Below are 20,560 nucleotides of genomic sequence, written 5' to 3'. Positions count from 1 at the left end.
AGAAGAGAGAAGCTGAGTGTTCAGCTTCTTTTTTTTGTATAGTGTGATCGAATAGATAAATGCTATCGTTAGCTAGTTAAAACGTTAGGAGAGGTTACTATGAGAATGTTAGCAATTCTTGGTCTTTCACTCATGTTAGTTGCATGTGGTACAGGTGAAGAAGGAGCAACTGAAAATAGTGGTGAGTCGAACTCACCGGAAATGAAAGAAGAGAACGATGGGGCGACCGACGATAACAAGATGAAAGAATCGGAGGAGAAGGGTTCTGATCGTGAGGAAGGCATGGCAGATTCACTAAGTGTTGAGATTATAAAAAAAGAGAACAATCAGGAAGGTCATCATGATTCTGGCCTCATGATCATGCTCGAACAAGGATCTGAAAATCCAGCTACACTGACAGCGTTGGTCCAAAAGGAAGACGATGCAGTGGAAGGGGCGAGTGTGCGCTTTGAATACTGGAAAGAAGGAGAAGAGAAGCACATATACACTGATGCTGAGGAGATAGAGAGTGGAGAATATCAAGCAGAAACAGAGATTATGGATGAAGGGACCTACAACATGAAGGTTCATGTTGAAAAAGGGGACAACCTTCATACACATAAACCCTATACACTGGAAGTGAAGACTGCACAATCTTCATAAAGAGTCATACAAAAAGGCTGAGTGAATGTTCCATTCACTCAGCCTTTCGACATAAAGCGGGGGGTGCCTGTCACTCGCCCTTCATAATGTGGTCGATTGCGTGTGCGACACCGTGCTCTGTATAAGATTTCGTAATCCAGTCTGCTGCTTCTTTTACGGGCTCCTGTGCGTTGCCCATCGCAACACCGAAGCCAGCTTCACGAATCATCGCGATATCGTTCATACTATCTCCAACAGACATCACTTCATCCATGGAAAGATCCAGCCATTTCGTTACTTTGCGTAGGGCAGCTGCTTTGTTTACACCTGCAGGGTTGATTTCCATGTTAGTCAAACTAGAGTTTGTGACTTCTAGTGCATCGTTGCTCATCACTTCATCTAAAATAACTTGGCGCACGTCGTCGTCTTTCACATCGAAACCGAATTTCAACCAGTCATATTCATGAAGATCTTTCTCGAACGGAGTATTCGAATTAAATACTCCTTCAGTTGTGGAAGACCAGAACCAAACATCATGCTTTTTCTTAAGATCCCAAAGGTTCGCGACAATTTCACTATCGAGGTGCGTACTGTCAACAAGGTTGAAATGCTGATCATAAATTTGACCCCCGTTTACCGTGATCAAGTAAGCTGATTCGCCTAACTGTTCTGCAATCTCACGACAGAATGGGAGAGAGCGTCCAGTACTGATTACAACATGATACCCAGCTTCTTTCGCACGGCGCACTGCGTCCTCATTTTCCTTCGACACTTCTCCGTCATGATTAACGAGCGTGCCATCCATATCTAACGCGATTAACTTTATCTCTTTTTTCATCTCATCCACTCCTATCTTTCGCTGACTCTATTCTAATACAAATGAAACGAAATCTGTAGTCGAGTGGTTTTTTATAGGCAAAAAAAAGAGAACCTGATGAATAGGTTCTCTAAGGTTATTGAGTTTTAGTAAGTTCTGACAACTATTCCTCTCTCTTCTTCCCAAACACTTTCTTCGAAGCACCTTTGATCATTTTCTCAGCCTTATCTGCCGTTTTTCCTACAGCATCTGTGCCGGCCTTACTCACATTCTTCACAAAATCAGTAGACGTATCAGAGACCTTGCCAACGAGACCGTCTTTTCCGCTAACAGACTTCACCATATCATTAACTGTATCCGCAGATTTATTCACAAGATCGTTTGCTTGTTTGGAGGTTTTCTTCACCAGGTTTTCGTCTTGTTTCTTTTGATCAGAAATAAGATCTCCTCCTTAAAAAATGAAATTCATTACTATACATATGGTTGAATTCCAGTGAATATGCGTCTTTTTTTCATTTTACATTATGCGCTTCTCGTGTGAGTGGTATGATGAATAGAACCTACGTTTGTAAGTTAGGGGGCAATTAGCAATGAAGTTAACGCAAGAAACCCTGTATGTGAAACGTCTCAATGTAAAGGAAGATGAGATCCCTTCATACGATTTCTTTCCATTTGATCTCCCGGTATTTAAGCATTTTAAGGAGCTTTTGTTTCACCCAAACGTGACGTACATCGTTGGTGAGAATGGGATGGGGAAATCGACGCTGCTTGAAGGGATGGCGATTAAGTATGGGTTCAATCCTGAAGGCGGGACGCTTAACTTTAATTTTTCGAGCTATGATTCTCACTCGAATTTAGATCACTATTTGCGACTGGCAAAAGGCGTTTATAGGGCGAAGGATCATTTCTTCTTCAGAGCGGAAACGTATTATAATCTCGCTACAAATATTGAAGCGTTAGATGCTGATCCGTTTGCGGGGGCAAAAGTCGTCGATGGGTTTGGAGGCAAATCGCTCCATGAACAATCTCACGGAGAATCCTTTTTCGCGGCTTTTACCAATCGTTTTCGAGGAGAAGGGTTATATATTTTAGATGAACCTGAGGCAGCACTTTCTCCCATCAGACAGCTGTCGATGCTTGCCCGCATCCACGAACTGGTCGAGCAGGGGTCTCAGTTTATTATCGCCACACACTCGCCGATCCTTATGGCGTACCCAGATTCGAAAATGATTGTGCTGAGTGAAGATGGAATGACTGAGACAACATTAGAGGAGACGGAACACTTTAAGGTGATGAAAGAGTTTTTTGATGATAAAGATCGGTTGTTACATCATTTGTTTCAGTGAACGAGTTTGACAGATCTTCAACGATAGGAGATAGTAACTTTTAGGTAAGAACGTTTTCTTACTAACTGAATAGGCCTTATGGTGGCTTTATTAAAAGCTGAAAAGGGAAGTTTGGTGAAAATCCAGCGCGGTCCCGCCACTGTGAAGAGGAGGCATATCGCAATACCACTGTTATTTAACGGGAAGGGCGATGTGCTGAAGAATCTGAGTCAGGAGACCTGCCATAAGGAAGAGCATTGATTCCTACGGGAGATAGGAGGGTGTTACGTGGAAAGTACTAACGGATACTGTTTGGTGGTTCCGTGATTTCGTGACGTTTATATCCTGCACATCTTCAACTTGGAGATGTGTTTTTTTGTTGAAAAAGTGAAGGAGGAACGCAATCATGGAATCTTTACCAGTAAGCTATTCGAAAATGACACAAACAAGGTTAGTGTTACCGCCAGATACGAATCATTTGGATACGATTTTTGGAGGAAAAGTGTTAGCATACATCGATGAAATCGCAGCATTAACGGCTATGAAACACTCAAATTGTGTGGTCGTGACGGCATCGATCGACTCTGTTGATTTTCTATCATCCGCGAAAGTTGGAGATGCGTTAACGCTCGAGGCTTGTGTCACGAGGTCCGGTCGAACGTCGATGGAAGTGTATGTGAAGGTGTATGCAGATGATCTTCTTCACGGGCGAAAAGTGATGACGACAGAATCGTTCTTAACGATGGTTGCGGTCGACTCAGAAGGGAAACCGAAAGCCGTGCCAGGCATCCTACCTGAAACGGATGAAGAGAAAAGGCTGTACGACACTGCGCCTTCAAGGAAGGAACATCGTCAGAATCGTTCAAGGTTAAGGTGAAAATGGAGGGTCCCTCAGGTAACGAATTCCTGAGGGGTTTGTTTATTTTTGCCAGATTAAAAGGGAGAGCGCCTTAAGAATCGAAGTATGTATGGGGCATAATGTAGGAGGGTAAGTATGAAGCGCTACCGATTTGGTCGAGGTAAAGAGATTACGAAGTTTGATAGTAAGCATGTGGTGATTTCGCCTATTACGAGAATGATAGAAGAAGAGGTCGATGTGATACAGATCGCTTGTATGCATCTTGGTCGTGATGGATTAATCGGAGGTCATGAAGCTGTGGTGCCACAAATGTTCCTCGTGCTAGAAGGAGAAGGAATCGTGAAGGGCGGCGATCAAACTGCTCGTATACTAAAAGGAGAGCTCGCGATGTGGGAAAGAGGGGAATGGCATGAGACGTCGACGGAAGATGGCATGACCGCAATCGTTATAGAATGTGACAAGCTAAAGCCGTTCAGTGGTTTACAGGAGATAACAGATGAAGGGAATTAAGCTTGTTTTTATAGTATTGCTAATCATCGTCAGCGGCTGTCGTTCTGCTGAACCAGCCGAGGAAACGCTTTTTCAGTACAAAGATTCATACATAGGAGACAACGGAGCGGTTGGTGCGATCTTACGAATGCTGCCTGGTAGCACGGAGTTAAAAAGTTTATCGCTGCAAACAAAAAGCGAGCCATATGGATTAACAGCTTATTATTCAAAAGCGCTACCAGAAGAAGAGCAAAGAGAAGCGTTTCTATTCAATGCAACGTTTCTTTTCACGTTGATTCAAAATGCTGAGGTTGTTTCTGCTGATTACGATGGCGAGGTATTGTCGGTTACGAGAGATGAGTTACAAGCTTGGTATGGTGAGAATCTTTTTGAAGCTGCATCAGAAGATGAACTGATCGGCCTCGCTCAGCCAAAGCTTGAAGACTCGGAGCAAGTCAATCAATTTTTTGAAAACCAAACAGGAGTGAATGAGCGTGACTGATTTTTATTGTGATGAAGTGTTGAGTGGAAATACTGCTGTTCAAGTCGTCAAAGAGACGGAAAATATCTTTTCCGGAAAGGCGTTGAGTTAAGCGATGATCATCATGATCAATGGCGCGTTTGGAGTTGGAAAAACGACTGTTGCCAATGAGCTTCTAAACAAAATCGATAACAGTATGCTTTTTGATCCAGAAGTGGTCGGAGGGATGCTCAGTGCGTTGCTTCCTTCATCGATCAAAGAAGAAGAGGCACTTACGGGTGATTTTCAAGACTTGGAATTATGGAAAGAGTTCACCGTCTCGATTGCAAAGCGGACGGCAGAGAAATATGAGAAACACCTCATCGTCCCGATGACGATTCGAAAACCTGATTATTTTCATTCTATCTTCGATGGATTTAAACGAATCGATCCTGAGACGTTTCATTTTTGCTTAACAGCTAGTAAGGAAACGATTACCACAAGACTCCTGAATAGGGGAGAAGCTTATGGAAGTTGGTGTTTTTACCAAACCGATCTGTGTATAGAGGCTTTTTCTTCTGGAGGATTCGGGGAATATATTTCAACTGAGAACCGACGAATTGAAGAGGTTGTAGACATTATTATGAAAAGGTTAGTGATGCCGATTCTTTAGAATAGGGAGGAGCATGTGTGTTGAGTAAGCCAAAAGTTCTGTTGTTTGGAACGTTTCATATGAAGTATACAAAAGACCTTTATAAGGTGGATACGGATGATTTGGAATCGGAAAAAAGACAAGCAGAAATTCGAGACGTTGTAGATCGATTAAAACGGTTTGAGCCTACGAAACTAGCATTCGAAATTGTAAAGAGTGAGAATGCTGGGCTTAATCAAGAGTATCAGGATTACTTGAATGGTGATGTAGAGCTCAGGATCGATGAAGTGCATCAACTTGGCTTTCGTATCGCATCACAATTAGAGCATAAGCAAGTATATGCGGTCGATTGGATGGATACGGTCGGAAATCGAGCGCTAAGTGAGGTATATGATTGGGCAAAAGAAGAGCAGCCTGAGCTTTATGAACATATCAACCAAACGTATCGCTCGCATTCTCATAAAAGTCTGGAAAACAGAACGATACTCGAGCTTTTACATGAGATGAATTCTCCTGAAGAAGTGATGAAGAATCACGAGATGTATATGAACATCGCTCGTATCGGAAAAGATGAGCAATACGTTGGCATCGATTGGGTTCGATGGTGGTATCAGAGGAACTTGATTATCTATCACAATCTAGCAGAGCTCTGTGAGCCTGGTGCTCGAACGCTTCTCATCATCGGGTCTGCTCACGTTCACCTCGTTTCACAGTTTTTAGAAGAAAGTGGTTTGGTTGAGGTGGAGAGAGTAGGGAACTATTTAGAGTGAAAAGGTGACGTAATGAAAATGAATCTAGTCGTACAGCAGTATGATCAAGACTATCAAGAACAAGTGGTGGATTTGATTTCTACGATCCAACAAGATGAATTTCAAATCCCAATTACAGTAGAAGAACAGCCTGATCTATATGCGATCGAGTCGTTTTATCAAACAGGGAAAGGGAACTTCTGGCTAGCGATCTATAATGGACGTGTAGTGGGTACGATTAGCCTACTCGACATCGATAACAACCAGCTCGCACTACGTAAGATGTTTGTACATAAGGATTATCGAGGGAAGCCTCTTTTTGTCGCAAAAAGATTGCTTCAAGAAGCGATAAAGTGGTCGAGGGAGAAAGAAGTTCATGACATATACCTTGGTACAACGCCGCAATTTTTAGCTGCACATCGATTTTATGAGAAACATGGTTTTGTTCGGGTGGAGTTGGAAGACCTCCCGAAATCTTTTCCTGTCCTGGCTGTGGATAAAAGGTTTTATAGGTTGGGGATGAATCGAAAGGTAATGTAAAAAGGTTAAGGCAGATCCATGATGAATGGGTCTGCTTTTTTAATGCGTGACCTTATAATTTTTTGTAAAAAGGGAGTTGTGTCGTAAGGCGGGATGATGGTAGTATGAGTTAACTGAAAATTTAAACAATAGTTTTAGGGAGGCGACGTCCCAATGATGCCATTCGAGTTGCGAGAGTACCAGGAACGCATTCAGCTGACGAAGAGAAGGATGCTCGATGAAGGTCTTGAAGTTCTGCTTATAACGGACCCTGCGAACATGAATTATTTAACGGGGTATGACGGCTGGTCATTTTACGTGGATCAAATGGTCGTCGTGATCATCGATGAAGAGCAGCCGCTTTGGATCGGAAGAAAGATGGACGGCAATGGTGCGAAGGCAACGACATGGCTTCACCATGAGAACCTCGTAACGTATACCGATGATTACGTTCATTCGAACGTGAAGCATCCGATGGATTTTGTTGCGAAAACACTTGAAGAACTTGATCAAAGTACGCGTCACATCGGGGTAGAGATGGGGGCGTACTACTTCACCGCCTTAGCGTTTGAATCGTTGAAAAGAAACCTTCCTGACGCGAAGTGGAAAGATGCCACCCTCCTTGTGAACCGTGTTCGGATGGTGAAATCGAATCAAGAGATTCTATATATGAAAAATGCAGCCAGGCTCGTTGAACTCGGAATGCAAAAAGCGGTCGATACGATCTCTGAGGGCGTTCGAGAATGTGACGTCGTGGCTGATATTTATAGCAGTCTCATCAGTGGAACACCTGAATTTGGCGGAGATTATCCAGCGATTGTTCCGATGTTACCATCAGGGGAACATACGTGTACACCGCATCTCACATGGTCTGATAAACGGTATCGAAACAATGACCTCGTCATTATCGAAATTGCTGGCTGCTACAAACGATACCATTGTCCGATGGCGCGAACGGTCTCAGTTGGGACGCAAGATGAGAGAGTTCGAGACATTGGAAAAGTCGTGGTAGAAGGGCTCGATGAGACGCTCGCGTTCGTAAAACCTGGCGTAACGTGCGAAGAGGTTGAAGAAGTTTGGCGGAAGTCGATCGCTCGGCATGGCATCATGAAGGATTCACGCCTCGGCTATTCGATCGGACTAAACTATCCACCTGATTGGGGTGAACATACGGCGAGCGTTCGACAAGGTGATCAAACAATTTTACAACCGAATATGACGTTTCATCTTATTCCTGGAATCTGGTATCACGATTTTGGGATTGAAATCAGCGAATCGATCAGAGTCACGGAGAGCGGAAGCGAAGTTCTTGCGAATTTTTCAAGAAAGCTAATCGATGCAAAAGGCGTGTCGATGATGGGGAACGATGCAGTCTGAAAAAGGAGGAGATCGATTGTGAAAAAACCAGGAATGGGGACATCGTCCGTCTGGGCAGGGGAGAAAGAATACCTCTCTCATGGTGCGACGCAAGTTCCGGTCGTTCATAGCGTAGCGTATGGATATGATGACATGGACGAGTGGTATGAGGTTGCGGTTGGAAATAAGAAGGGTCATATCTATGGTAGGAATACGAATCCGACTGTTCAGGCGTTTGAAGATAAGGTGAAGGCGCTTGAAGGAGCGGAAGCGGCGACGAGTTTCTCGACAGGGATGGCGGCGATCAGCAATACGCTCGCAACGTTTCTTTTTCCAGGAGATCGAATCGTGTCGATCAAAGATACGTATGGTGGCACGAATAAAATCTTCACGGAATTTCTTCCGATGTTAAACGTCGATGTGATGCTTTGTGAAACGGGAAATCATGAGCTCATTGAGGAAGAGGTCGAGAAGGGATGCCGCATTCTATATCTCGAGACACCGACGAATCCAACGGTAAAGATTACGGATATCAAGCGGATGGTAAAAGCCGCTCACAGAGTGGGGGCGCTCGTTGTTGTCGATAACACGTTTGCTACACCGATCAATCAGAACCCGCTCGAATTCGGAGCGGATCTCGTGATCCATAGTGCTACGAAGTTTCTCGGTGGTCATGCTGATGCACTTGGCGGGGTCGTTTGTGGAAATGAAAACTTGGTCGAAAAAATCTATCATTACCGGGAAATCAACGGAGCGACGATGGATCCGATGAGTGCCTATCTCTTGCTGCGAGGGATGAAAACGCTCAAACTTCGTGTACAGAAGCAGTGCGATAACGCGATGAAGGTCGCGACGTACTTAACGTCACAGGCACTTGTCGAAGAGGTATATTATCCTGGACTCGAGGATCATCCAGGGCATGAGATCGCGAAACAGCAGATGAAGGATTACGGCGGGATGTTCAGCTTTGCGGTGAAAGGCGGTGTGGAAACGGTGAAGCATCTTTTACCGAAGCTTACGTTTGCAAACCGAGCCGCAAATCTTGGAGCCGTGGAGACAACGGTGGGACCGTCACGAACGACGAGTCATGTCGAATGCACACCTGAAGAGAGAGCGGCCATGGGCATACCAGAAGGATTAATTCGCTACTCAGCGGGTATAGAAGATGTAGAAGACCTTATCGATGATTTAGAACAAGCGTTTCAAGCCGTTGTAAAAGAAGTGAAAGTCTAGTAAAATCTCCTTAAAGTCAGAAAAGTTAAAAGAATCTGCATTGTGAAGTTTAAAGTTTTGTAAAATCGGTTAGATTTATAGTAACAGCGATAACAATTGTAGCTGCGTTTCTAATAATAGAATGGAGGATGAAACAATGGATCATCGAAAAATCTATTCAAACCAAGTGTCGGAGCAGAGTCAGGAAGTAATCGCAGAGCTACTAGAACATGTCCACAATAACGCTATTAAACATAGAGAAGAGCTACTTATGAAAGAAATAGATAAAGCATTAGATGAGCGTGACCGCGAGACATTCATGGAACTAACAGAGCGATTGAAAACTTTCCATAATTGATAGGCATAAATGACGAACCGCTTGCTTATAATCTAGTATCACCTAACTCAGGAGGAGATAGAGATGCTAGATTTGGTAGCGGTTTTTCATATGGCTACAGAGTGGATGGTCGCAAATAAAGGGTACAAGCTTCAGTCGGTCATTTTGTTCGGTACGTTAGGATTTTCGTTTATTAGCTATCTGATCTGGTACGTAACGAAGGGATATCGAGCTGTATAAGCGTTTAATCGATCGTTTCTTGTGGGGATGGATGAGTGTTAATAGTGGATATCCGCGATTTTGAGGGGGTTATCCGCGAAATTCTCATTATTTCCGCGGAAATTTTATTTTATCCGCGATAATCGAGTAGATATCCGCGAAAAAAGGAATTTATCTGCGAAATGTGCTTTAATACGCTAAAAAAAGACCCCTGGTATCAGGAGTCTTCGATCGGAATGTCAATTGTTTTTGCCTTAGCTTTGGAGTTTTTATCTTCATCAAACACATCACTCGTTTTTACCGTTAGGGATGAAAGTTCAGCGATATCTGTTTCGTTAAGCACAAATCCCAATTCGCCAGTACGTTCTTCGTTACCTTCGTATACCCCATAAAGTTCTTCGAGGTAAAAGTCTTCCTCAAACCCTTTTTTCTCTCCTTCACTCGTTTCGAGCACGGAGACAGGAGCAAAATCAACTGGTTCATCTGAAGTGTTCTTCACTGTTACGTGCAGTTTTACATAATTAAAGTTCTTTTCGTCATCTGAATAAGGATGGAAGAAGTCGATCAAGTCCATCGAAGGGGAATAGTTCATCACTTTAACGTCTGAAATAGTAAGTTCAACGTCTCCGATTTTCGTCGTTTCGTTATAGTTTGAGAGTGCTTTTAACGTAACGGAACCATCTTCATCCTCATGGAAATCGCCAATCTTCGTTAGTGAGCTGTCATCCGGTGCTTGTGGATTATCGGGAGCTTTGGCTGATTTATTTTCGTTTTTGTTTTCATCTTTTTGCTGATTGTCTTCTTGCGTTGTTTCAGATTGCGTATTATTATCTGCGCCTTGCTCAGCGTCAGTCGCACATCCGGCAAGGAGTAGGGAAGCTGCTAGAAAGAATCCGATAGTTTTCATTGAGAAAGACCTCCTGCTTATAAAATTCCCGCTGCCGTATGAGCAGCGGGAACGTTTTTCTTAGTATGCCCTTAATTAATCGTCGTCACGCTCGTTGTCGTCATCATCATCTTCATCATCGTCTTTGTCTTCGTTCTTCTGCTTGATGAGAAGGTCGTTCACCATTTGACCCGTTTCCGTGTTGTCATGAAGACCGATGAAGTTTTCTGCTCCAGGACCGTAAGCATACACGTTTACGTCTTCACCAGTGTGGCCGCCAGTTGTCCAGCCAGTTCCTGAACGCAGGTCGAAGATTTTTTCGATCGCATTGTCGATTTCAGTTGTTTTGTCTTTTTCAGCTTTCGTAGCTTCTTTTACCCAGTTGATTTCTTCTTCAGTAAGCTCTAGGTCGATATACTTGTTAAGCGTTTCTTCTACGTCAGCACCTTCAGCGATTTGCTCTGCCATAAAGTCAGGCGTACGCTTAGCAGCTTTTAGTGGAGCTGGATCCCACTTGTATTCACCGTCGCGACCCATTGCGAAGCCGCCAGTTGAGTGGTCAGCAGTTGTAACGACTAGCGTGTGCTTGTCTTTTTTCGCGAATTCGATTGCTTCTTTATATGCTTGTTCGAAGTCTTCCATTTCACTCATCGCTGCAACAACATCGTTGTCGTGACCAGCCCAGTCGATTTGGCTTCCTTCTACCATTAGGAAGAAGCCGTCTTTGTCTTTGCTGAGGCGATCGAGTGCAGTTGTTGTCATGTCAGCTAGTGAAGGCGTTTCTTCGTCGCGGTCGATCATCTTGTCCATTCCTTTTTCACCAAAAAGGCCAAGAATCTGTTCATTATCGTCACTCATAAGATCTTCTTTGTTTGTTACGTAGCTGTATCCAGCTTCTTCAAACTCACCAGCAAGGTCGCGATCCGCGCGTTCGAAGTACTTTGTACCACCACCGAGAATGACATCTACTTTATGCTCGCCATCGACTTTTTCATCGAAATAATCATCAGCGATCGCATTGTAGTTGTGGCGAGACTCATCGTGAGCACCGAATGATGCTGGAGTAGCGTGGTTTACTTGAGATGTTGATACAAGCCCTGTCGCTTTATCTTCTTTCTTAGCGCGCTCTAGAACAGTTTCAACTTCTTGCTTTTCCATATCAACAGAGATTGCGCCGTTGTATGTTTTGATACCAGCAGCCATGGAAGTACCTGCTGCAGCTGAATCCGTTACGCTTTCTTCATGATCCCAAGAGTACGTTTGCTGCTGCCCAAGTAGCTGCTTATCGAATGCTACTTCTTCCATATAAGGCGTTGATTTGTCATCCATGAATGAACGGTATGCCGTGTTATACACAGGACCCATTCCGTCACCGATTAAGAAGATAACGTTTTTGATTTCACCATTAACTTTTAGATCTTTATCTGATTTCGCCTCTGTTTCAGGAGCGCCACCAGCAAAGCTGCTGAATGCGAGCGTTGAAACAACTGCGAATGGGATTGCTTTTTTCTTGAAGTTTTTAAAATTCATTTGAGTACCTCCCGTGTTTCTTTTTTCTCACAATGTGTACTTTACTAGATAACGGTTAAGGGTCTATTAATAGATTGTTAGAGAAGTGTTAAGGTTTTTGGGTCGATTGTTACAGTCGAAAACAAACGATAAGTTACGATAATAAAAGAATTTTAACGATGTTTAGTTAATGACCTGGGTGATTTCTCGACTATCGATCGATAGAATTGTACTTTTTTAGAATGATAGAGAAGGAAGGAGGAGGTTTGCAAGCGTTTTCGAACGAATTAGTATGAAAGGAAGGGAAGGAGGAACCCGCGCGCATTGTATTTGTACCATTTGTTGTGGGGAATTTTTACTAGAGGAAAACGTACACTTATCACTTTGAGGAGGTAAAATAATGCACACGCTCTCAACTGATTCTGTTATTTATGACTTTAATAAAGCTCATGCTCCAGTGAAAAAGGTAAAGGTAGGAGATACGATCGAAATCAGTACATACGATTGTTTTGAAAATCAAATTCAGTCAGAAGACACTGAGATTACGGGAATCGATTGGAACCGTGTTAACCCAGCGACAGGTCCTATTTATATAGAAGGTGCTGAGCACGGGGACGTTCTGAAAGTGAAAATTGAGAAGCTCGAGGTCGGTGACCGCGGTGTGATGGTCGTGGGTCCTGACCTCGGTGTCATGGGGCATCGGCTAGAAGAAATGAAAGCGAAGATGATTCCGATAAAGGATGGGAAAGCGGTGTTTAACGAAATCGAACTTCCGCTAAATCCCATGATCGGCGTGATTGGGGTAGCACCTGAAGGGGAAGGCGTGTCATGCGGAACGCCGGGTGCCCATGGAGGAAACATGGACAATAAGATGGTCACGGAAGGAGCAACGCTGTATTTCCCTGTTGCCGTGGAAGGAGCATTGTTCGGACTTGGTGATTTTCACGCGGCGATGGGTGATGGAGAAGTGAGCGTTTCTGGGATCGAAGTAGAAGGAAAAGCGACAGTGACGTTTGAAGTGGTGAAGGATGAAGGCATTACACAGCCAATGTTAGAAAACGATGAAGTCGTGGCGCAAATCGCTTCAGCAGAAACGCTTGATGAAGCTGTTAAGGTTGCAACTGAGCTGATGATCGATCGAATATGTGGAAAAACAGGCATGTCGTTGAGTGACGTGACGATGCTGATGAGTGCGGTGGGGCAAGTCGAAGTGTGTCAGGTTGTCGATCCACTCGTGACAGTGAGGTTTGTTGTGCCGAAATGGTTGGAAGAGAAGTTTGGGGTAAGGTTGATCGGGTGAGGTGTACTTTCTACAAGTTAAGGTGAAACTAATAGCCTCCAGTCCTTATGAGACTTGGGGCTATTAGTTTCGTCAAAATTTGACAAAATTCGGTGAGTGACAGGCACCATACCCCGTTTGAACTATATACAGTCGGGTAACTTATAAATGAATAGGTAAATTGGAGGGGTGATGAACATTGGCTAGTAAATATGGAGCAGTAGTACAAGAATCATTGGATGCATTATTAGAAGATGAAACATTTATGCCGAACTTTACCGGGGAAGAGAGAGAGAAGGCGTTTGATTCTCTTGAAGCAATTCTTTCTACACCAAACCAAATTCAGAAATCATTTCTACGTGTACCGATGGAGAATGGGAAGATTTTAAGGATTCCAGCATTCCGAGTCCAACATAACAACGCGCTTGGTCCTTATAAAGGGGGAATTCGTTTTCATGAATCGGTCGATGAAGATGAAGTCGTTAACCTCGCAACACTGATGACGCTTAAGAATGCGCTTCACGAAGTGCCGTTCGGTGGAGGAAAAGGCGGTGTTGTGATCAATCCGAGGGAGTACTCTGAAAAGGAACTACATACGATTTCAAAGAAATACGTTCACTATTTCAGTGATATCCTTGGTCCAGACAAAGACATCCCAGCTCCAGACGTTGGTACAGGAGAGCGCGAGATGGATTGGATGATGGGTGAATTCAAATCGATCCATCCTGGTCAAGCGTATCGAGGAAGTTTTACAGGGAAAAGCCACTTGAACGGTGGTTCGCTAGGACGTAGAGAAGCGACCGGTAAAGGCGTTTACTATACGTTCCGCTATTTGATGCACGACTTCTTGAATGACAATAAAGATTGGTTTGAGAGAAACCAGAACTTGTTTGCGAAAACAGCGATGGAGCATGCGGATCGCGATTTGACCGTTGGCATTCAAGGGTTTGGTAATGTAGGTTCTGTTGCTGCACTCGAAGCTTACAATTGCAATTACATCAAAACAAAAGTTGTGGCCGTGAGCGACCGAAACGTAACCCTTTATAATGAAGAAGGACTCGACATCAATGCGCTCGTTGCTTTTACTTCTGAAAATGAAGGAGACCTGCCTACAACGGATGAAGCGCTGAACAATTACGGAATCGAGGCGGACATTAGAGACCGCGAAGACGTTCTTTACCTTGATACCGACGTTCTGATTCTCGCTGCTCTTGAAGAACAAATTCATGAAGATAACATGAAAGATGTGAAAGCACGCTTGATCGTCGAAGGTGCGAACGGTCCGATCACGATGAAGGCGGACGATTATTTGAGTCAGAACGGCGTATTGATCATTCCAGATATCCTCGCAAACGCAGGTGGTGTAATCGTTTCTTACTTCGAATGGTTACAAGGAAGAGAAACGCAGTTCTATAGTGAAGAAGAAGTGAACACGATGCTTGTTAAAAAGATGAAGGAAACGATGGATCAAGTGTTGCCTCAATTCTTTAATGATCCGTTCCCGCTTCGTCAAAATTGCTACATGCATGCGGTGACAAAGCTTTGTAATACGCTCTATCGTCACGGAAAACTATATTAAGCTTTGTTTATATACTCCTCTGTCTAGTGACAGGGGAGTTTGTTTGGTTAAAAAGGAATACCGCCTATTTGGAGCGAAAGTGTGAGAGAGAATTCAATCAAGTTGCTGAGGTGATGACATGAAGATAAAAGGATTTGGAGGCGTGTTCTGGCGAACAGGTGATGTAGCTGCACTTTCAAAGTGGTACAAAGACGTGTTGGGGATCGAGATAGAATCCTGGAATGGAACGGTCATTAAGCCGCAAGAAGGAAACGAAACGATCTTTTCATTTTTTTCAGAAGACGATGGGTATTTTCCTGCGGGTCAACAAGTGATGGTAAACTTTCAGGTCGAAAGCATCGAAGCGTGTATGATGCACCTTGAGAAAGTCGGTGTGCCGTTAGTGAAAGATCTTGAAAAGAGTGAATATGGTTCGTTCATATGGATTGATGACCCAGAAGGCAGGCGCATTGAGCTCTGGGAGAAGTAAGCATAGGAGGATTCATATGAATGAACGTGTAGGAACATGTACCGAGTGCGGGAAAGAGCTGTTTTGTAGAGATGGGTTTTTGGATGGCGTAGTTGGTGAAGATAAGGAATTGTATTGTTTTGATTGTGCAGAGGATGTTTCTGTTCGTGATAAAGGTAACGTATAATAAAAAGCTGTTCTCCGAATGTGGAGGACAGCTTCTTTGTACTCGTTATTCCATCGTCATGTTATCTTTAAAGGACGTGATTTTCGTTTTTGTTGCATCTAACAGCTCTTTCACTTTCTCAACATCTGGCTCGTCTTTCTTTGTTTCGTCGATCAATGGATAGAGGTCGCTTTCAATATCCTTATATTCATCGGGATATTCCTTTTCAAGCTTCTCTTCAAAAAGATCCCAGTGTGAGTCGATCTGGTTTCCAAGTTCGTTCATCTTCGCAACATCATCAGGTGATTCTTCTAGTACTGTACTAAGAGAGTCAAGGTCAGATAGAACTTGATCGACACCAGTTTGGAGGTCAACCTCACTTCCTTCACCAGCAGTGTTGCTGTCTCCAGCACCACCTTGACCTGAGCTATCTTCCGTTACCGCATCATCATTCATAGAGGACTCTTCTGACGTATTCGTATTACCGTCTTCTTCCCCTGTAGAATTATCTCCACAGCCCGCAAGCAGCGTGCCGGCAGCTAGTCCAATCGCAAGTAATAAAGAAGTATTCTTACTCATATTCAACAACTCCTTCCTTTTCCTCTATTGGTTCCCATTTCCATTAAAAAGTAAACAGAGCGGCAAGCAATTTATTCGACAAAATGTGAGTGGTGACAGGCACCACGCTGGCACCACGCTCCGCGCCACGTTTACTCTACGTAATCAGGGTAGTCGGTGATGATGCCATCGACGCCAGCTTTTTTGAGGGCTTGTACAGATTCACGGTCTCTTGCTGTCCATGGGTGAACGTCCATGTCGTAGTCATGAATTCTTGTTACGAGTTCACGATCGACTAAGCTCTTCGATGGATTTACGTAGGAAGCATACTCTGAGAATGCTTCTAAACGTTGATCTGTTAGATGATCTGGGTTGTAAACGAGGACGCCTAATGGAACAGAAGGCAGGATGCTATGAAACGTTTGAACGGAGTCGTGATCAAACGATTGGACGATAATTTTATTGTTGTTTGGCTTATGCATGTTTCTTTCTGTTAGTGCATCCGCTACTTTTTGTTCGATTCCTGGGTAAAGGGACGGCGACTTGATCTCGATCAATATCCCGATTTTACCGCGGTACTCATCAAGCACTTCTCCTAGAGTTGGAATTTTCTCACCTGTAAAAGCTTCATCGAACCAACTGCCAGCATCAAGAGAGCGAAGCTCTTCGAGTGTAAGGTCCTTCACTTTTCCAGAACCATCTGTCGTGCGATCAACGGATGTATCGTGAATCACCACGAGTTCGCCATCTTTACTAAGCTGCACATCGAGTTCAAACATGTCGGACTTCATGTCTACTGCTTTCTCGAAAGCTGCCATCGTATTTTCAGGCGCATAGCCAGACGCTCCCCTGTGTGCAACGTTAACGATCTCTTCTTTTTTGGCAAAAGCATTGGCAGGTTGAATGATGAGACCGAGTGCGACCATGGCAGTTACCGTAGTCATCATAAGTTTTTTCAAGTAAAACAGCTCCTTTTGTTGTTGTTCACTATCAATCTACTGAAAGATTGTTAAGTGAAGATAAAGGAGAGGTTAGAGTGTAGTGACGAGGTTTAAAGGATTTCATGTAAAAGGACCCAGAGATGTTTACAACGGTTTAAGGGGATGGCATTTTACCTATAGGGCTAACGATGTGAATAAAACGCACAGAGATCGCATCATGCTTTCTATTCATTAAAGATTGGAAGAGAAAAGAGAGACGTCCGAACAGTCGGAATGGTTCATGATAGAAGTCCCGAAAAGGTAGAATCGGCTGTCTTTTGATAGAATGGTTGGAAGAAAGCATGACACTAGGAGGATTCAACGATGGAAGAAAACGTTTTTGAACAATTGGCGAAGCGCTACGATACGGAAGAACGGAAGGAACTTGCGGATATCATTGTAAATGAAGTCAGGGAACACTTACACAACAGCCAATCCAAATCGCTGCTGGATTATGGAAGCGGAACTGGTTTCGTTGGTTTAGCTCTCGTGGATTTAGTAGATTCTGTTTTGTTAGTGGATTCCTCAAAACAGATGCTCGACGTTGCGGAAGGTAAGATTACTCGGAATGGTATAGGCAACGCGAAGGTTCTTCATTCAGACTTTATGGAACAAACGCCAAAAATAAAGTCAGACATCGTCATCATGTCACTCGTGCTACTTCACATCCCCGATACGACGACTATTTTACAGAAGCTATTCACCACCCTAAATGATGGAGGGAAGCTAATCATCGTCGATTTTGATAAAAATGAAAAGATTGCTCATCCGAAGGTGCATAACGGCTTTTCGCATGAAGAGCTCAAGAAGAAGCTTTCTGAGGTTGGTTTTCGATCAAATGAGATCAAGACGTTTCATCATGGAAGTGGTATTTTCATGAAGCAGGACGCTTCTATGTTTATCTCCACAAGTTCGAAGTGACAACGGAAAGAGCTTGGAAGCATCGCCTCCAAGCTCTTTCTTGATGCACCTACAGCGGTAAATTTCGTTTTCGAAACACGAACACGGTTGCGACGTATGCGAGTAATCCTAATCCGAAGAGTGTGACAGAGACGAACGCGACGTTCACATCGCCGTTCGCGATCTTCGCTGGTTCAAAGAGTGAGAAGAGCGTAAGGTTCCGTAGCCAATCTAAGTCTGGAACGATTTTACCCGCCATATCTAATGCGTAGAATAAAAACGTTACCCCGCCAGCTGCTGCAAACGCCATTTTCTCATCGTTAAAAAGGGAAGAGATGAGGATGGAGTAGCCTCCTACCGCAAAGAAAAGAAGGAATCCTACAAAGTTGATCTGGAAAAAGTCGCCCATCCCAATCGCGTATTGGTCGTCGATCAGGAGTTCTCCAGCTGCAAACCCGCCTGCAAAGTTTAGAAAAATAATGATAACAAGGCCAGTGATGAGAACGGCGATTTGCGTGATTGCGACCTCAGCGCGGGATACTTTGGTAGAAAGTAAGTAAGCCATTGATCCTCGGTCGACTAGCTTTGCAATCAGTTGTATCGCGGTCATCACGCTGAAGATTCCTAAGATGAATAAAAAGAATAGTCCGTAGTACTCTGCTGAGATAAACTCCCCATATGTGCCGAACGATTCGAGTCCGAACGCATTCTTCAAGCTATCAGGATAAATCGCTGTTAGCTCTTGAATTTTATCGATGTTGTCGGAAATCATCGGAAAGAGAGATGTCATCAAGATGACGTAGACAGCAGAAGCGATGCCGAAGCTCATGATGCTTTTTAAGTTTGATTTCATCATCTGTTTATAGAGTGAAGCGCTCATCCGTTCACCTCCTCAGCATTGTAATAGTCCATGAAGATCTGCTCGAGGCTCTGGTTTGCAGCGCTTACGTTTTTAATAGGGTAGTTTGCGAGTTCTTTAAAAAACGCGTCATAGTTTCCTTGCACCTCAATCCGTACCATGTTTCCATCCGTCTTCTCAATCGATAGAGTAGAAGATTTCACTGCTTCTACATCTTCAGGGTTGAAGAAGGTAATGTCGAATAATTTTCGCTGCATCGACTGCAGCTCATGAATATCCTTCACGGTGACGATTCGCCCGTCTTTAATGATGGCGGCTCGGTCACACGTTCGTTCGATTTCTGAAAAGCTGTGGGATGACATGAGGAACGTTTTCCCTTTATCCTTTTCTTCAAGCACAAGCTCAACGAAGACGCGCTGCATCAAAGGATCGAGTCCAGATGTCGGCTCATCGAGAATGTAGATGTCCGGGTCGTGCATGAACGTCGCTACGATCCCAACTTTTTGCTTCATGCCTTTAGACATCTTACGAATCGGGGTTTTCGGATCGAATTGGAGGCGACGGATCAATTCCTCTCGCTTTTCCTTATCCTGTTTTCCCTGCATACCTGCGATCATGTCGAGAAATTCTGTCCCTTTCATACCGTCTAAAAAGGCGATTTCCCCTGGTAAATAGCCAACATGTTCGCGTGCTTTTGCCTGCTCGCTCCACGCATCGTACTCGAACACTGTCGCGCTTCCCTTTTGCGGCTTCATGTAACCCATCAGGTGTCTGATCGTCGTCGACTTTCCGGAACCGTTTGGACCGAGGAAGCCGAATACTTCGCCTTTTTTTACATTGAACGACACATCGAAAATCCCTTTTCCATTTGAAAACTCGCGCGTAAGGTTCGTGATGGTGATCATGACTAAACCCCCTTCGTTACGTTATAGAAAGTAGTTTCGTAAACGTGATGCGAAATCCAAGTAGCGATCGTATTTATCGAGATTGGACGCCATACCCTTTATGACCGCTTGTCTTGGGGATGTTCTCGCTAGCTCATCTAAAAGGATCGTTGCAGTATCGATCAGATTTTCATCACTTTCTTTTTCTAAAATGAGTGTGAGCACATTTTTAATTTCTTCGAGGTCATGCAGATTAAATCCTTCAGGCATGATCTGTTCGATGACTTCCTCTGTTATGACTGGTTGGTCACTACTTTCTGAAAATCCGGTCATCAAATAGTCGGTTTTTCTCGTGACTGCAGATGCCACTTCTAAATAATCGAACTCAATATTATCTAGAATGATAAGGTCGATGTAGTTTTTCATTAAACTCTGAACAGCAAGACTCGCTTCCCACACGTATGGTTCGCACTCTTTTCCATAAATCGCAAGGAGATGATTTTTGTAAAAAAGGTACGAATTGAAGCGCATCTTTCTGATGAGTTCTTCGATTGACTCGTTGAACGGAATCGCCTGCTCACGGAATTGCATGATGATGAACTCCCGGTGATCTGCGATTTCTTCCATAAAAACTTTTAGTTGATACGTAAATTTTTCCTTTGGAGACATCGGCTCGGTTGCGACTTCATTCACTTTACGCTGCATTCTGTTCCAATAGTACATGAGGACTTCGAATAGCAATTCGTCTTTCGATTTAAAGTGAAGGTAAAATGCGCCTTTCGAGATATCGCATTCCTTTGCGATCTCTTGAACAGACGTTGCGCTGAATCCTTTTTTCGCAAAAAGCTTGATGGCATTCTCTATAATCATTATTTTTTTTGGTTCCATATATTGACC

The 20,560-nt window shown here is 43.7% G+C and carries 26 protein-coding genes and 1 riboswitch; of the genes, 17 read left to right on the top strand and 9 right to left on the bottom strand.

The genetic code is table 11. The features are described from left to right. The first annotated feature begins 99 nt into the window (after positions 1-99). Positions 100-642, top strand: coding sequence for a FixH family protein (locus ACXADT_RS20000; protein WP_270180926.1), 543 nt, complete (start codon positions 100-102; stop codon positions 640-642). Between the two features lie 70 nt (positions 643-712). Here the strand turns inward: ACXADT_RS20000 and ACXADT_RS19995 are convergent, their stop codons facing one another. Both ACXADT_RS19995 and ACXADT_RS19990 read right to left on the bottom strand, forming a co-directional pair. Next, positions 713-1,459 carry a Cof-type HAD-IIB family hydrolase gene (locus tag ACXADT_RS19995; RefSeq protein ID WP_474813518.1) on the bottom strand — a complete coding sequence of 249 codons (747 nt, stop codon included), beginning with the start codon at positions 1,457-1,459 and terminating at the stop codon, positions 713-715. A gap of 142 nt (positions 1,460-1,601) precedes the next feature. Beyond that, on the bottom strand, positions 1,602-1,844 hold the full coding sequence (locus tag ACXADT_RS19990) for a hypothetical protein (protein WP_474832523.1): 243 nt from the start codon (positions 1,842-1,844) through the stop codon (positions 1,602-1,604). Between the two features lie 184 nt (positions 1,845-2,028). Between ACXADT_RS19990 and ACXADT_RS19985 the strand changes: the two genes are divergently transcribed. From ACXADT_RS19985 to ACXADT_RS19935, 11 genes are all read left to right on the top strand, one after another. After that, positions 2,029-2,784, top strand: coding sequence for an AAA family ATPase (locus ACXADT_RS19985; RefSeq protein WP_474832522.1), 756 nt, complete (start codon positions 2,029-2,031; stop codon positions 2,782-2,784). A 62-nt stretch (positions 2,785-2,846) separates the two neighbouring features. Continuing rightward, positions 2,847-3,024, top strand: a riboswitch (cobalamin riboswitch). Positions 3,025-3,169: 145 nt separating this feature from the next. Beyond that, positions 3,170-3,640, top strand: a complete 471-nt coding sequence (locus tag ACXADT_RS19980) for an acyl-CoA thioesterase (protein ID WP_270180930.1) — start codon at positions 3,170-3,172, stop codon at positions 3,638-3,640. A 117-nt stretch (positions 3,641-3,757) separates the two neighbouring features. Then, the gene (locus tag ACXADT_RS19975; protein ID WP_474832521.1) at positions 3,758-4,132 is read left to right on the top strand and encodes a cupin; all 375 of its coding nucleotides are present in this window, start codon (positions 3,758-3,760) and stop codon (positions 4,130-4,132) included. Then, positions 4,119-4,613: a DUF4825 domain-containing protein gene (locus ACXADT_RS19970; protein ID WP_474832520.1), complete on the top strand. Its 495-nt coding sequence runs from the start codon at positions 4,119-4,121 to the stop codon at positions 4,611-4,613. The genes ACXADT_RS19975 and ACXADT_RS19970 overlap by 14 nt, the downstream gene beginning before the upstream one ends. A 94-nt stretch (positions 4,614-4,707) precedes the next feature. Further along, on the top strand, positions 4,708-5,244 hold the full coding sequence (locus tag ACXADT_RS19965) for an AAA family ATPase (RefSeq protein WP_474832519.1): 537 nt from the start codon (positions 4,708-4,710) through the stop codon (positions 5,242-5,244). Positions 5,245-5,264: 20 nt separating this feature from the next. Next, positions 5,265-5,993: a DUF5694 domain-containing protein gene (locus ACXADT_RS19960; protein WP_474832518.1), complete on the top strand. Its 729-nt coding sequence runs from the start codon at positions 5,265-5,267 to the stop codon at positions 5,991-5,993. A gap of 12 nt (positions 5,994-6,005) precedes the next feature. Continuing rightward, positions 6,006-6,512, top strand: a complete 507-nt coding sequence (locus ACXADT_RS19955; RefSeq protein ID WP_474832517.1) for a GNAT family N-acetyltransferase — start codon at positions 6,006-6,008, stop codon at positions 6,510-6,512. 156 nt (positions 6,513-6,668) lie between these two features. Continuing rightward, on the top strand, positions 6,669-7,868 hold the full coding sequence (locus ACXADT_RS19950; protein ID WP_442865178.1) for a M24 family metallopeptidase: 1,200 nt from the start codon (positions 6,669-6,671) through the stop codon (positions 7,866-7,868). Positions 7,869-7,886: 18 nt separating this feature from the next. After that, positions 7,887-9,080, top strand: a complete 1,194-nt coding sequence (locus ACXADT_RS19945; RefSeq protein ID WP_474832516.1) for a cystathionine gamma-synthase family protein — start codon at positions 7,887-7,889, stop codon at positions 9,078-9,080. A 136-nt stretch (positions 9,081-9,216) separates the two neighbouring features. After that, positions 9,217-9,417: an IDEAL domain-containing protein gene (locus ACXADT_RS19940; protein ID WP_270180937.1), complete on the top strand. Its 201-nt coding sequence runs from the start codon at positions 9,217-9,219 to the stop codon at positions 9,415-9,417. Between the two features lie 63 nt (positions 9,418-9,480). Then, on the top strand, positions 9,481-9,636 hold the full coding sequence (locus ACXADT_RS19935; RefSeq protein ID WP_474832515.1) for a hypothetical protein: 156 nt from the start codon (positions 9,481-9,483) through the stop codon (positions 9,634-9,636). A 196-nt stretch (positions 9,637-9,832) separates the two neighbouring features. Here ACXADT_RS19935 and ACXADT_RS19930 read toward each other — a convergent pair whose 3' ends face one another. Together ACXADT_RS19930 and ACXADT_RS19925 are read right to left on the bottom strand one after the other, a co-directional pair. After that, entirely contained in the window at positions 9,833-10,522 is a 690-nt protein-coding gene (locus ACXADT_RS19930; protein ID WP_474832514.1) for a DUF4352 domain-containing protein, read from the bottom strand. 75 nt (positions 10,523-10,597) lie between these two features. Continuing rightward, on the bottom strand, positions 10,598-12,031 hold the full coding sequence (locus ACXADT_RS19925) for an alkaline phosphatase (RefSeq protein ID WP_474832513.1): 1,434 nt from the start codon (positions 12,029-12,031) through the stop codon (positions 10,598-10,600). A gap of 379 nt (positions 12,032-12,410) precedes the next feature. On the opposite strand from ACXADT_RS19925, the gene ACXADT_RS19920 reads away from it, so the two are divergent. The 4 genes from ACXADT_RS19920 to ACXADT_RS19905 all read left to right on the top strand — a co-directional run bounded on the left by ACXADT_RS19920 (position 12,411) and on the right by ACXADT_RS19905 (position 15,503). Further along, positions 12,411-13,310: an acetamidase/formamidase family protein gene (locus tag ACXADT_RS19920; protein WP_474832512.1), complete on the top strand. Its 900-nt coding sequence runs from the start codon at positions 12,411-12,413 to the stop codon at positions 13,308-13,310. A 178-nt stretch (positions 13,311-13,488) separates the two neighbouring features. Beyond that, entirely contained in the window at positions 13,489-14,868 is a 1,380-nt protein-coding gene (locus ACXADT_RS19915) for a Glu/Leu/Phe/Val family dehydrogenase (RefSeq protein ID WP_474813493.1), read from the top strand. 118 nt (positions 14,869-14,986) lie between these two features. Then, the gene (locus ACXADT_RS19910; protein WP_474832511.1) at positions 14,987-15,337 is read left to right on the top strand and encodes a VOC family protein; all 351 of its coding nucleotides are present in this window, start codon (positions 14,987-14,989) and stop codon (positions 15,335-15,337) included. Positions 15,338-15,353: 16 nt separating this feature from the next. Beyond that, positions 15,354-15,503, top strand: a complete 150-nt coding sequence (locus ACXADT_RS19905; RefSeq protein WP_270180944.1) for a hypothetical protein — start codon at positions 15,354-15,356, stop codon at positions 15,501-15,503. Between the two features lie 45 nt (positions 15,504-15,548). Here ACXADT_RS19905 and ACXADT_RS19900 read toward each other — a convergent pair whose 3' ends face one another. Next, on the bottom strand, positions 15,549-16,061 hold the full coding sequence (locus ACXADT_RS19900; protein ID WP_474832510.1) for a hypothetical protein: 513 nt from the start codon (positions 16,059-16,061) through the stop codon (positions 15,549-15,551). A gap of 131 nt (positions 16,062-16,192) precedes the next feature. Further along, the gene (locus ACXADT_RS19895) at positions 16,193-16,999 is read right to left on the bottom strand and encodes a glycerophosphodiester phosphodiesterase (RefSeq protein WP_474832509.1); all 807 of its coding nucleotides are present in this window, start codon (positions 16,997-16,999) and stop codon (positions 16,193-16,195) included. Positions 17,000-17,344: 345 nt separating this feature from the next. Between ACXADT_RS19895 and ACXADT_RS19890 the strand changes: the two genes are divergently transcribed. After that, on the top strand, positions 17,345-17,941 hold the full coding sequence (locus ACXADT_RS19890) for a class I SAM-dependent methyltransferase (protein WP_474832508.1): 597 nt from the start codon (positions 17,345-17,347) through the stop codon (positions 17,939-17,941). 49 nt (positions 17,942-17,990) lie between these two features. Here the strand turns inward: ACXADT_RS19890 and ACXADT_RS19885 are convergent, their stop codons facing one another. The 3 genes from ACXADT_RS19885 to ACXADT_RS19875 are packed head-to-tail and all read right to left on the bottom strand — an operon-like array spanning position 17,991 to position 20,551. Continuing rightward, a complete protein-coding gene (locus tag ACXADT_RS19885; protein WP_474832507.1) occupies positions 17,991-18,800 on the bottom strand; it encodes an ABC transporter permease subunit in 810 nt (269 codons plus the stop codon). Next, positions 18,797-19,684 carry an ABC transporter ATP-binding protein gene (locus ACXADT_RS19880; protein WP_474832506.1) on the bottom strand — a complete coding sequence of 296 codons (888 nt, stop codon included), beginning with the start codon at positions 19,682-19,684 and terminating at the stop codon, positions 18,797-18,799. Before ACXADT_RS19880 ends, ACXADT_RS19885 begins: the two co-directional genes overlap by 4 nt. Positions 19,685-19,705: 21 nt before the next feature. Next, entirely contained in the window at positions 19,706-20,551 is an 846-nt protein-coding gene (locus ACXADT_RS19875) for a TetR/AcrR family transcriptional regulator (RefSeq protein WP_474832505.1), read from the bottom strand. Positions 20,552-20,560: the final 9 nt, after the last annotated feature.

Source organism: Anaerobacillus sp. ABR4_321 (genome assembly GCF_056158505.1).
This window is presented reverse-complemented; position numbering and strand designations above follow the sequence as displayed.

What these genes read in the sequence shown, in the direction of transcription:
- ACXADT_RS19935 (WP_474832515.1), top strand. Translation starts at nt 9,481, where the DNA reads ATGCTAGATTTGGTAGCGGTTTTTCATATGGCTACAGAGTGGATGGTC.
- ACXADT_RS19950 (WP_442865178.1), top strand. Translation starts at nt 6,669, where the DNA reads ATGCCATTCGAGTTGCGAGAGTACCAGGAACGCATTCAGCTGACGAAG.
- ACXADT_RS19925 (WP_474832513.1), bottom strand. Translation starts at nt 12,031, where the DNA reads ATGAATTTTAAAAACTTCAAGAAAAAAGCAATCCCATTCGCAGTTGTT.
- ACXADT_RS19890 (WP_474832508.1), top strand. Translation starts at nt 17,345, where the DNA reads ATGGAAGAAAACGTTTTTGAACAATTGGCGAAGCGCTACGATACGGAA.
- ACXADT_RS19940 (WP_270180937.1), top strand. Translation starts at nt 9,217, where the DNA reads ATGGATCATCGAAAAATCTATTCAAACCAAGTGTCGGAGCAGAGTCAG.
- ACXADT_RS19920 (WP_474832512.1), top strand. Translation starts at nt 12,411, where the DNA reads ATGCACACGCTCTCAACTGATTCTGTTATTTATGACTTTAATAAAGCT.
- ACXADT_RS19900 (WP_474832510.1), bottom strand. Translation starts at nt 16,061, where the DNA reads ATGAGTAAGAATACTTCTTTATTACTTGCGATTGGACTAGCTGCCGGC.
- ACXADT_RS19955 (WP_474832517.1), top strand. Translation starts at nt 6,006, where the DNA reads ATGAAAATGAATCTAGTCGTACAGCAGTATGATCAAGACTATCAAGAA.
- ACXADT_RS20000 (WP_270180926.1), top strand. Translation starts at nt 100, where the DNA reads ATGAGAATGTTAGCAATTCTTGGTCTTTCACTCATGTTAGTTGCATGT.
- ACXADT_RS19905 (WP_270180944.1), top strand. Translation starts at nt 15,354, where the DNA reads ATGAATGAACGTGTAGGAACATGTACCGAGTGCGGGAAAGAGCTGTTT.
- ACXADT_RS19930 (WP_474832514.1), bottom strand. Translation starts at nt 10,522, where the DNA reads ATGAAAACTATCGGATTCTTTCTAGCAGCTTCCCTACTCCTTGCCGGA.
- ACXADT_RS19875 (WP_474832505.1), bottom strand. Translation starts at nt 20,551, where the DNA reads ATGGAACCAAAAAAAATAATGATTATAGAGAATGCCATCAAGCTTTTT.
- ACXADT_RS19885 (WP_474832507.1), bottom strand. Translation starts at nt 18,800, where the DNA reads ATGAGCGCTTCACTCTATAAACAGATGATGAAATCAAACTTAAAAAGC.
- ACXADT_RS19910 (WP_474832511.1), top strand. Translation starts at nt 14,987, where the DNA reads ATGAAGATAAAAGGATTTGGAGGCGTGTTCTGGCGAACAGGTGATGTA.
- ACXADT_RS19975 (WP_474832521.1), top strand. Translation starts at nt 3,758, where the DNA reads ATGAAGCGCTACCGATTTGGTCGAGGTAAAGAGATTACGAAGTTTGAT.
- ACXADT_RS19970 (WP_474832520.1), top strand. Translation starts at nt 4,119, where the DNA reads ATGAAGGGAATTAAGCTTGTTTTTATAGTATTGCTAATCATCGTCAGC.
- ACXADT_RS19985 (WP_474832522.1), top strand. Translation starts at nt 2,029, where the DNA reads ATGAAGTTAACGCAAGAAACCCTGTATGTGAAACGTCTCAATGTAAAG.
- ACXADT_RS19980 (WP_270180930.1), top strand. Translation starts at nt 3,170, where the DNA reads ATGGAATCTTTACCAGTAAGCTATTCGAAAATGACACAAACAAGGTTA.
- ACXADT_RS19880 (WP_474832506.1), bottom strand. Translation starts at nt 19,684, where the DNA reads ATGATCACCATCACGAACCTTACGCGCGAGTTTTCAAATGGAAAAGGG.
- ACXADT_RS19965 (WP_474832519.1), top strand. Translation starts at nt 4,708, where the DNA reads ATGATCATCATGATCAATGGCGCGTTTGGAGTTGGAAAAACGACTGTT.
- ACXADT_RS19995 (WP_474813518.1), bottom strand. Translation starts at nt 1,459, where the DNA reads ATGAAAAAAGAGATAAAGTTAATCGCGTTAGATATGGATGGCACGCTC.